Source organism: Stenotrophomonas sp. 2YAF22 (assembly GCF_052114665.1).
GTDB lineage: Bacteria > Pseudomonadota > Gammaproteobacteria > Xanthomonadales > Xanthomonadaceae > Stenotrophomonas > Stenotrophomonas indicatrix.
This window is the reverse complement of the sequence record NZ_JBFRFE010000096.1, coordinates 1-9,550: the sequence shown is the minus strand read 5'-3', so window position 1 is coordinate 9,550 and position 9,550 is coordinate 1. Positions and strand designations below refer to the sequence as shown.

At 66.4% G+C, this 9,550-nt stretch carries 11 protein-coding genes and 2 pseudogenes; 9 read left to right on the top strand and 4 right to left on the bottom strand.

What is annotated here, in order from left to right:
• From AB4Y84_RS06135 to AB4Y84_RS06115, 5 genes and pseudogenes are all read left to right on the top strand, one after another.
• Positions 1-379: pseudogene (locus tag AB4Y84_RS06135) on the top strand (cytochrome c oxidase subunit II); the annotation flags it as partial.
• Positions 380-440: 61 nt separating this feature from the next.
• Entirely contained in the window at positions 441-2,048 is a 1,608-nt protein-coding gene (gene ctaD / locus AB4Y84_RS06130) for a cytochrome c oxidase subunit I (RefSeq protein WP_442249876.1), read from the top strand.
• An 8-nt stretch (positions 2,049-2,056) separates the two neighbouring features.
• Positions 2,057-2,254, top strand: a complete 198-nt coding sequence (locus AB4Y84_RS06125) for a hypothetical protein (protein ID WP_136639629.1) — start codon at positions 2,057-2,059, stop codon at positions 2,252-2,254.
• The gene (locus AB4Y84_RS06120; protein WP_442249875.1) at positions 2,251-2,841 is read left to right on the top strand and encodes a cytochrome c oxidase assembly protein; all 591 of its coding nucleotides are present in this window, start codon (positions 2,251-2,253) and stop codon (positions 2,839-2,841) included. Before AB4Y84_RS06125 ends, AB4Y84_RS06120 begins: the two co-directional genes overlap by 4 nt.
• A 14-nt stretch (positions 2,842-2,855) precedes the next feature.
• A complete protein-coding gene (locus tag AB4Y84_RS06115; RefSeq protein WP_025878291.1) occupies positions 2,856-3,731 on the top strand; it encodes a cytochrome c oxidase subunit 3 in 876 nt (291 codons plus the stop codon).
• Positions 3,732-3,784: 53 nt separating this feature from the next.
• Here AB4Y84_RS06115 and AB4Y84_RS06110 read toward each other — a convergent pair whose 3' ends face one another.
• Positions 3,785-4,003, bottom strand: coding sequence for a twin transmembrane helix small protein (locus AB4Y84_RS06110; RefSeq protein ID WP_010484233.1), 219 nt, complete (start codon positions 4,001-4,003; stop codon positions 3,785-3,787).
• Positions 4,004-4,060: 57 nt separating this feature from the next.
• Here AB4Y84_RS06110 and AB4Y84_RS06105 point away from each other — a divergent pair, with 57 nt between their 5' ends.
• From AB4Y84_RS06105 to cyoE, 4 genes are read left to right on the top strand one after another with little or no spacing between them, the layout of a single operon-like run.
• The gene (locus AB4Y84_RS06105; protein ID WP_442249874.1) at positions 4,061-4,777 is read left to right on the top strand and encodes an SURF1 family protein; all 717 of its coding nucleotides are present in this window, start codon (positions 4,061-4,063) and stop codon (positions 4,775-4,777) included.
• Positions 4,778-4,827: 50 nt separating this feature from the next.
• Positions 4,828-5,397, top strand: coding sequence for a hypothetical protein (locus tag AB4Y84_RS06100; RefSeq protein ID WP_032975628.1), 570 nt, complete (start codon positions 4,828-4,830; stop codon positions 5,395-5,397).
• A gap of 10 nt (positions 5,398-5,407) precedes the next feature.
• Positions 5,408-6,571, top strand: a complete 1,164-nt coding sequence (locus AB4Y84_RS06095; RefSeq protein WP_312111707.1) for a COX15/CtaA family protein — start codon at positions 5,408-5,410, stop codon at positions 6,569-6,571.
• A gap of 4 nt (positions 6,572-6,575) precedes the next feature.
• Entirely contained in the window at positions 6,576-7,469 is an 894-nt protein-coding gene (gene cyoE / locus AB4Y84_RS06090) for a heme o synthase (protein ID WP_442249873.1), read from the top strand.
• Positions 7,470-7,656: 187 nt separating this feature from the next.
• Here the strand turns inward: cyoE and AB4Y84_RS06085 are convergent, their stop codons facing one another.
• From AB4Y84_RS06085 to AB4Y84_RS06075, 3 genes and pseudogenes are all read right to left on the bottom strand, one after another.
• Entirely contained in the window at positions 7,657-8,628 is a 972-nt protein-coding gene (locus AB4Y84_RS06085; protein ID WP_442249872.1) for a bile acid:sodium symporter family protein, read from the bottom strand.
• Between the two features lie 40 nt (positions 8,629-8,668).
• Positions 8,669-9,169, bottom strand: coding sequence for a fused DSP-PTPase phosphatase/NAD kinase-like protein (locus tag AB4Y84_RS06080; protein WP_428703797.1), 501 nt, complete (start codon positions 9,167-9,169; stop codon positions 8,669-8,671).
• Positions 9,170-9,195: 26 nt separating this feature from the next.
• Positions 9,196-9,550: pseudogene (locus AB4Y84_RS06075) on the bottom strand (DNA primase); the annotation flags it as partial.

The window sequence follows — 9,550 nt, the reverse complement described above, 5'->3', positions numbered from 1 at the left end:
GGACACCAAGGTGCGCTTCGTCATCACCTCCGACGATGTGATCCACGCCTGGTGGGTGCCGGCGCTGGGCTGGAAACAGGACGCCATTCCCGGCTTCATCAACGAGGCCTGGACCAGCATCGAGCAGCCCGGTGTCTACCGCGGCCAGTGCGCGGAGCTGTGCGGCAAGGACCATGGCTTCATGCCGATCGTGGTCGAGGCGGTGTCCAAGGAAGAATTCAAGCAGTGGCTGGCGCAGCGCAAACCCGCGCCTGCACCGGCAGCGCCTGCCGCGCCCGCCGAACCCACCGCACCTGCCAGTGAAACGCCGGCGCAGCCGGCGGCACCGGCAGCCGCCGAGGCCGGCAACACGCCTGCGGCGGCGGCCAGCGGAGCCTGATGTAACTGCCCGCGGCCGTATCGCGGCTGCGGCGACAACCGATCCTGAGAGGTGTTTTGCAATGGCGCACTCGGCAGTTGGGCACGACGATCACCATCACCCGCAGAGCTTCTTCGAGCGTTGGTTCTTCTCGACCAACCACAAGGACATCGGCACGCTGTACCTGGGTTTCAGCTTCATCATGTTCGTCATCGGCGCGTTCATGAGCGTGCTGATCCGGCTGGAACTGGCCCAGCCCGGCATCCAGTACATCCGTCCGGAAATCTTCAACCAGCTGACCACCGTACACGCGCTGGTGATGATCTTCGGCGGGGTGATGCCGGCCTTCGTCGGCCTGGCCAACTGGATGATCCCACTGCAGATCGGCGCGCCGGACATGGCGCTGCCGCGCATGAACAACTGGTCGTTCTGGCTGCTGCCGGTGGCCTTCAGCCTGCTGCTGCTGACCTTCCTGCTGCCCGGTGGCGCGCCGGCCGGTGGCTGGACGCTTTACCCGCCGCTGTCGCTGCAGGGCGGCTACAACGTGGCGTTCACCGTGTTCGCCATCCACGTGGCCGGCATCAGTTCGATCATGGGCGCGATCAACATCATCGCCACGGTGCTGAACATGCGCGCGCCCGGCATCGACCTGCTGAAGATGCCGATCTTCTGCTGGGCCTGGCTGATCACCGCGTTCCTGCTGATCGCGGTGATGCCGGTGCTGGCCGGTGCGGTGACGATGCTGCTGACCGACAAGTTCTTCGGCACCAGCTTCTTCAATGCGGCCGGTGGTGGTGACCCGGTGATGTTCCAGCACATCTTCTGGTTCTTCGGCCATCCCGAGGTCTACATCATGATCYTGCCCGCCTTCGGCGTGGTCAGCGAGATCATCCCGACCTTCAGCCGCAAGCCGCTGTTCGGCTACCAGGCGATGGTCTACGCCACTGCGGCGATCGCGTTCCTGTCGTTCATCGTCTGGGCCCACCACATGTTCACCGTGGGCATGCCGCTGGGCGRTGAGATCTACTTCATGTTCGCCACCATGCTGATCTCGATCCCGACCGGGGTGAAGGTGTTCAACTGGGTCAGCACGATGTGGCGCGGCTCGCTCACGTTCGAAGCCCCCATGCTGTGGTCGGTGGCGTTCGTCATCCTGTTCACCATCGGCGGGTTCTCCGGCCTGATGCTGGCGATCGTGGCCGCCGACTTCCAGTATCACGACACCTACTTCGTGGTCGCCCACTTCCACTACGTGCTGGTGACCGGCGCGGTGTTCGCGCTGATCGCGGCGGTGTACTACTGGTGGCCGAAGTGGACCGGGCGCATGTACAGCGAGAAGTGGGCCAAGGTGCACTTCTGGTGGTCGATCGTGTTCGTCAACCTGCTGTTCTTCCCGCAGCATTTCCTGGGCCTGGCCGGTATGCCGCGCCGCATCCCCGATTACTCGGTGGCGTTCGCCGACTGGAACCTGATCAGCTCGATCGGTGCGTTCGGCATGTTCGCCACGCCGTTCATGATGGCTGCGATCCTGCTGTCCTCGCTGCGCAACGGCGAGAAGGCCGAGGCCCGCTCCTGGGAAGGCGCGCGCGGCCTGGAGTGGACGCTGCCGTCGCCGGCACCGGCGCACACCTTCACCACGCCGCCGACCATCCGCCCGGGTGACCTGGCCCACGACGATATCGGTCATTGAGGTGATGCATGCATAACGAGAGCCCGATCACCCCGGCCAGAGCCGAGCCACGCTTGGCCGCAAGCGCATCGGCAGGCCAGCGGCCAGGCACCGCGCCGCTTTATGCGGAGCAGCGCCAGCGCGCCAGGCGCACCGCGCTGTGGGTGGGCGCGATCGCCGTGCTGGTGTACGTCGGCTTCATCCTCAGCGGTGTGATCGGTCGATGAGCGAAACACCGGCCACCGCTCCGTCACRCAGCGCCGGCCTGCCGCGCCTGATCGGCGTTGCGGTGGTGGTGTTCCTGCTGACGTTCTCGCTGGTACCGCTGTATCGCATCGCCTGCGAGAAGGTATTCGGCGTGCGCCTGGAACGTGGCCCGGGCAGCGAAGCCAGTACCGGTGCTGCCACCGGCAAGCGCACCGTACGGGTGGAATTCGATGGTGGCGTCAATTCGCGGCTGCCGTGGTCGTTCCATCCCGAGCAGCTGACCATGGATGTGGTGCCTGGCGAACTCAACGAGGCGCTGTACTTCGCCCGCAACGACAGCCAGCAGGCCGTGGTCGGCAGCGCGGTGCCGTCGGTGGCGCCGGCACGCGCGTCCGGGTTCTTCAGCAAGACCGAGTGCTTCTGCTTCACTGCGCAGACCCTGCAGGCCGGCGAGAAGCGTGACATGCCGGTGCGCTTCATCGTCGATCCGGACCTGCCGCCGGAAATCCGCACGATCACCTTGTCCTACACCTTCTACCGCAACGATGCGTTGTCCGATCGGCTGGCGCCCGCCGCCACGTCGGAAGGCGCCCACGCTGCTCCCTGACCCGGATACCGACCATGGCCCAGACACCTACCGACGCCAACGTGTACTTCGTCCCGGCCCAGAGCAAGTGGCCGTTCGTCGGTTCCATCGCGATGATGGTGACCATGGTCGGCGTGGCCAGTTGGCTCAATGACGCCAGCTGGGGCCGCTGGACCTTCTACATCGGCGTGGCGATGCTGGTGCTGACCCTGTTCTGGTGGTTCAGCGATGTGGTGCGCGAGTCGCAGGCCGGCAACTACAACCGGCAGGTGGATGGTTCGTTCCGGATGGGGATGGTCTGGTTCATCTTCTCCGAAGTGATGTTCTTCGGTGCCTTCTTCGGTGCCCTGTTCTACACCCGCCACCTCGGCCTGTCGTGGCTGAGCGGCGAAGGGCGCGGGGTGATGACCAACGAGCTGCTGTGGCAGGGCTACTCGGCCGGCTGGCCGACCAATGGCCCGGCAGCGATCGGTGGCGCGTTCCAGACGATCCCGGCCTGGGGCCTGCCGCTGATCAATACGCTGATCCTGCTGACCTCGGGCGTGACCCTGACCATCGCCCATCATGCGCTGAAGGCGGGCAACCGCCGCCAGCTGTTGATCTGGCTGGGCCTGACCGTGCTGCTCGGCCTGGGCTTCCTGACCCTGCAGGCCGAGGAGTACATCCACGCCTACAAGGAACTGAACCTGACGCTCGGCTCGGGCATCTACGGTTCGACCTTCTTCATGCTGACCGGCTTCCACGGCGCACACGTGCTGCTGGGAACGATCATGCTGATCGTGATGTGGCTGCGGTCGGCGAAGGGACACTTCACCCGCGACAACCATTTCGGCTTTGAAGCGGCCGCGTGGTACTGGCACTTCGTCGACGTGGTGTGGCTGATGCTGTTCCTGTTCGTCTACGTGCTTTGACTGCGCAGGCGTCGGCAGCGTCAGCCGCCGGCGCTGCCTGGCCTGATGGAGCGTCAGCCGCCGATGCCGTGCGGTTTGATCCAGCCCATGTAGATGCTCACGATCACCAGTACGATCAACGCCACCGACACTCCGATGCGGCGGGTCAGTGCATTGACCGTGCGCTTGGTCTGGCCGCGGTCCACCAGCAGGTAATACAGGCCGGCGCCCAGATTCCAGACGATGACGATCAGAAACGCGATTACCAGCAGGGTCTTCAGCGAATCACTCATGCGCGGCTCGAGGGCAGGATGGATGTGCCTATCTGACCGCGTTTGCACGGACTTGTCATGATGCGCCAGCACACGCGCCTGATCGGCTGGCTGATGGCGTTGCTGGCGATGGCCGGATTCACCGCGCTGGGGCTGTGGCAGCTGCAGCGGATGCAGGCCAAGCAGGCGTTGCTGGATGCGCAGGGGCCAGCCGTGGCGCAGGCGCTGCCGTTGGCGCAGGCGCTGGCGGCGCAGGGCGCGCTGCATGGCGTGGCCGATCACGGTCGCTTCCTGCCGGGCGTGGTGTTGCTGGACAACCAGACCCGCCACGGCCGCGCCGGAGTGAAGATCTATCGTCCGTTCCGCAGCGATGCGGGCAGCGTGTTGCTGGTGGACCTGGGCTGGCGCGCGCTGCCGCCGGACCGCAGGTTGCCGGTGGTGCCGGCACCGCCGTCGCCGGTAGCCGTGCGAGGCCTGTTGGCGCCGCCCCCTTCGTCCGGGCTGGCGCTGGGGCCGGCGTTCACTACCACCGATGTTGCAGGGCGCTGGCTGGCCAGTCGCCTTCCCGCCGATGGCCTGGCTGCGGCASTGGGCCTGCCATCGTTGCCCGAACGCGTGCTGCGGCTGGACCCGGCGCTGCCGTTCGGCGATGAGCGCGATCTCGACCTGCTGCCGAACACGCTGCCGCCGCAGCGCCACCTGGGTTACGCCGTGCAGTGGTTCGGGCTGGCGCTGACCGTGCTGGTGGTGGCGCTGGTACTGGAATGGCGCAGAAGACGGCCCGTTGCCCGGTAGTGCCGGCCGCTGGCCGGCATCCCTTTCCCAACCATGAGAAAATGCCCTGCATGAACACTGCTACCTCCCCGCAGGCGCGCGGCAACGGCCGCCGGACCCTGGTGCTGCTGTTCGCCGTTTTCTTCGGGGCGATGGCGCTGGCCGCCCTCCTGCGTTTCTCCGGCTGGCAGCCGACCGCACATCGCAACAGCGGACAATTGCTGAAGCCGCCGGTGGATCTGCGCCAGCAACCGCCGACGCTGGCCAATGGCGCGGCCTACCCCTGGAACCCCGAGGCGCGCACATGGCGCCTGTTGGTGGCCCCGGCCGGAGCCTGCGACGCGCAGTGCGTCACTTTGTCGCAGGGACTGGGCAAGGTGTGGCAGCTGTTCGGCCATAACGCCGATAATGTCGAGATCCTGTGGCTGGGAACGCCACCGGCGTCGATCGCCTCGCTGCCCGCGCTGCGGCCGCTGGCCCCGTCGCCAGCCCTGCGCGCGGCGCTGCCTGGCGTCGATGATCCGGCGGGTCTGCCGGTCTACGTGATCGATCCGAACGGCTTCGTGATCATGCGTCATGCCCCCGGGAGCGATCTCGGCGGCCTGCGCAAGGACATGGCCACGTTGCTGAAACTGAAGTGAGTCCCGTTTGATGAGCCTTTCCGCGCGTCCGGCGCTGCACCGCAATTTCCACCGCCTGGCGTGGTTCGCCATGATCATGACCGCGAGCACGATCATGTTCGGTGCCTTCGTGCGCCTGTCCGATGCCGGCCTGAGCTGCCCGGACTGGCCGACCTGCTATGGGCAGGCGACCTGGCCGCAGCACGTGGAAGAGACCATTGGCCACCCGGCAGCGGAGATCCGTCCGCTGGAAACACACAAGGCCTGGCGTGAGCAGGTGCACCGCTTCCTGGCTGGCGCGCTCGGCATCGAGATCCTGACCCTGGCCCTGCTGGCCACGCGCAAGCGGCGTTTCGGAAGCACGGCGGTAGTCACCGCCTGCGTGCTGGTGGCCGCGGGCATACCGCTGTACATGATGGGCTGGCATGGAACCGCCAGCGCGCTGGCGCTGGTTGGTGAGGCCATCCTGCTGATCGCGGCGCTGCGCTGGAGCAACATCGACCTGGCGCGCGCTGCGCTGCTGACGTTGGCGGTGGTGATCTTCCAGGCGCTGCTGGGCATGTGGACGGTGACCCTGCTGCTCAAGCCGATCGTGGTGATGGGTCATCTGCTGGGCGGCATGCTGATGTTCGGCCTGCTGGTGTGGATGGCCTGGCGTGCCACGCACATGCCGATCACCCTGGCTGAGGCGCCGAAGCTGAAGTGGCTGCTGCGCATTGGCATGGCGGTGCTGGTCACCCAGATCGCGCTGGGTGGCTGGGTCAGCGCCAACTACGCGGCGCTGGCGTGCGGCGGCGGCAGCGCCTCGCTGGACAACTTCCCGCGCTGCGCCAACCAGTGGTGGCCGCAGCACAACTTCGCCGAGGGCTTCACCCTGTGGCGCGGTATCGGCGTGGACTACGAAGGCGGCGTGCTCGACGGTGCCTCGCGCATCGCCATCCAGATGGCCCATCGCCTGTTTGCCATCGTCGTTGCCGTTTACCTGCTGTGGCTGGGCCTGCGCCTGTTCCGGCTGCCGAGCATGCGCGGCTGGGCTTCGGCCCTGGTCACGCTGCTGGTGCTGCAGGTCACCCTCGGCATCCTCAACGTGAAGCTGGCGCTGCCGCTGGAAGTGGCAGTGGCGCACAACGGCGTTGCCGTTGCCCTGTTGTTTGTATTGGTCAGCCTGCTGGCCCGCCTGCGTGCCCCGGACTGATCCCATGTTTTCCAACTATCGCCAGTACTGGGATCTGACCAAGCCCAAGGTCGTCGCCCTTATCGTCTTCACCGCCCTGGTCGGCATGGTCCTGGCCATTCCCGGCGTGCCCAGCTGGGAGCAGGTGCGTGCCGGCCTGCTCGGCTTCCTCGGCATCTGGCTTGCCGCCTCCGCCGCTGCAGCCATCAACCAGCTGCTGGATGCGCACATCGACGCGCAGATGGCGCGCACCTCGTGGCGTCCGCTGGTGGTGGGCAAGGTGAAGCCGTGGCAGGTGCTGGTGTTCGCCGGCGTGCTGATCGTGCTGTCGATGGCGATCCTGGTGCTGTGGGTGAACTGGATCACCGCGGTGCTGACCTTCGCCTCGCTGATCGGTTATGCGGTGATCTACACCGTCTACCTGAAACGCGCGACCTCGCAGAACATCGTCATCGGTGGTCTGGCCGGTGCGATGCCGCCGATGCTGGGGTGGGCGGCGGTGACCGGCATGCAGGGGCAGTCGGACTGGGCGTACTCGTCGCTGCTGGTGCTGATCATCTTCATCTGGACGCCGCCGCACTTCTGGGCGCTGGCGATCTTCCGYCGCGASGATTACGCCAAGGCGGAAATCCCGATGCTGCCGGTCACCCATGGCGTGGTGCACACGCGCAAGCAGATCATGGCGTACTCGGTGGTGCTGGCGCTGGTCTGCCTGCTGCCGTACCTGGTTGGCATGAGCGGAGCGTTCTACCTGGGTGGGGCGATCGTGCTCAACGCCGTGTTCCTCTGGTACGCCTGGCGCATGCTCAACCCGCCGGACGAGCTGTTCTCGATGAAGATGTTCAGTTACTCCATCGTCTACCTGATGGCGCTGTTCGCCTTCCTGCTGGTGGACCACTGGATCCTGCCCTGGTTGTAGCGGGTGGATCCGCCGGGCATGGCCCGGCGCTACCTGTGGATTCCAGCCATGCTCGACTCAGGGCCGGATCCGCGAAGGGGCTCTGACCCCGTCTGACCGCAGAAACATCCACGCATGGCGTGGATCTACTTTTGTGGACCGGGCCTTACAGTAGATCCACGCCATGCGTGGATGGCTGTTCCACAGGTCAGGGCGCGCGCTTGGCGTAGCGCTGGGCGATCACGCCGCAGACGATCAGCTGGATCTGGTGATAGATCATCACCGGCAGCACGATCGCGCCGAGGCTGCCACCGGCGAACAGCACCTTGGCSATCGGCACRCCGGTGGCCAGGCTCTTCTTSGAGCCGCAGAACACGATGGCGATCTCGTCTTCGCGGTTGAAGCGCAGGCGGCGGGCGATGAAGGTGATCAGTGGCATCGCGATGCCGAGCAGTACCGCCGCCACCACCGCCACTGCGAACAGCGACAGCAGGGGCGTCTTGCTCCACAACCCCTCGGTAACCGCTTCGCCGAATGCCGAGTACACCACCAGCAGGATGGTGGCCTGGTCGGTGTAGCGCAGCAGCGCGCGCTGCTTCTCCACCCAGCCGGCGATCCAAGGGCGCAACAGATGGCCGGCCACGAACGGCACCAGCAGCTGCAGCATGATGCCGCCGATGGCATGCAGCGGGTCGTGCACGCCGCCGGAGGTGCCGGCCAGCGCGGTCAGCAGCAGGGGCGTGAGGAACACGCCGAGGATGCTCGACAGCGAAGCACTGCACACGGCCGCCGGCACGTTGCCGTGCGCCATCGAGGTGAACGCGATGGAGGACTGCACGGTGGAGGGCAGGGTGCACAGGAACAGCACGCCCAGGTACAGCTCAGGTGTCAGCAGCCAGCCTGACAACGGCTTGAACAACAGCCCCAGCAGCGGGAACAGGATGAAGGTGCAGGCGAGGATCGTCAGGTGCAGGCGCCAGTGCAGCATGCCGCCGATGATCGATTCGCGCGGCAGGCGCGCGCCGTGCAGGAAGAACAGCGCGGCGATGGCGACGGTGGTGACATCGTCGAGCACCAGGGCGGCGGCGCCTTTCATCGGCAGCAGCGAGGCCAGGCCGACGGTGCACAGCAGGGCGAGGGTGAAGTTGTCCGGTCGCAGGCGCGACCACCAGCGGGTCATGGTGGATGGGCTCCTTGGTGCGGGGGGATTACCCCGGGAATCAGGGGGTGGGAGAAGGGATCGCCAGACGCTCGCGGGTGGTGGCTTCCAGCGACTTCAGGCCGGCTCGCTGGCCCAGTTGCAGCGCCTGTTCCGGGCTGGCGTGTTCGTAGCGTGCGTTGACCAGGCCGAGCACGGCACCGGCGCGGTTGCCGGAGGCGCAGTGCAGCAGCACCGGCCCCTGGCTCTGCTGCAGCGCCTGGTGCACGGCGCGCACATTGGCGGCATCCAGGCCCTCGGCACCGGCCACAGGAATGCGTACATAGCGCAGGCCGAGCGCTTCGGCCTCGCGTGTTTCATCGAAGCCGCGATCTTCACCGGGTTGGCGCAGGTCGATCACCGTGCGCACGCCTTGTGCAGCAAGTTCGCGCAGTTGCGCGGCCGTGGGCTGGCCGCCGGCGTAGAGTCCGGGGCGGACTTCAGCAAGGGCGGGGTCCGCAGCCCAGGCTGGCAGAACCGGGCAGAGCGACAACAACAGCAGGCAGGTCAGGCGCAGCAGCATGGTCTCTCCGGGGATGTGTACTGCCGCTACAGGCGCAGATTGGCGCGTGCCTTCAGCAGCTCGCGCATCTCGTACTTGTCAGTATCGTCCAGACCCTGTTGTCGCTGCTTGGCGTTAAGGTCATCTATCCGCTGGAACAGCAGCTGCTTCTCCAGCTGCCCGACCGCGTCATGCAGTTCCACCGTCCACATCGCTTCATCGCCCGCCAGCGTCTGCGCGGCCAAGGTGTGCAGCGAGGCCTGTTCTTCGCGGCCGTCGAAATGCTCCAGCAGGGCGCCGGTACTGATGTCCGGGCGCTGTTCGACCAAGCCCAGCAGTTCCAGCAGCAGTTCCACGCCCGGCAGGCGCAGGCCCTGGAAGTGGTGCTTGCCGCCCAGGGTC

What these genes read in the sequence shown, in the direction of transcription:
- AB4Y84_RS06125 (WP_136639629.1), top strand. Translation starts at nt 2,057, where the DNA reads ATGCATAACGAGAGCCCGATCACCCCGGCCAGAGCCGAGCCACGCTTG.
- AB4Y84_RS06115 (WP_025878291.1), top strand. Translation starts at nt 2,856, where the DNA reads ATGGCCCAGACACCTACCGACGCCAACGTGTACTTCGTCCCGGCCCAG.
- AB4Y84_RS06110 (WP_010484233.1), bottom strand. Translation starts at nt 4,003, where the DNA reads ATGAGTGATTCGCTGAAGACCCTGCTGGTAATCGCGTTTCTGATCGTC.
- AB4Y84_RS06100 (WP_032975628.1), top strand. Translation starts at nt 4,828, where the DNA reads ATGAACACTGCTACCTCCCCGCAGGCGCGCGGCAACGGCCGCCGGACC.
- AB4Y84_RS06095 (WP_312111707.1), top strand. Translation starts at nt 5,408, where the DNA reads ATGAGCCTTTCCGCGCGTCCGGCGCTGCACCGCAATTTCCACCGCCTG.
- AB4Y84_RS06080 (WP_428703797.1), bottom strand. Translation starts at nt 9,169, where the DNA reads ATGCTGCTGCGCCTGACCTGCCTGCTGTTGTTGTCGCTCTGCCCGGTT.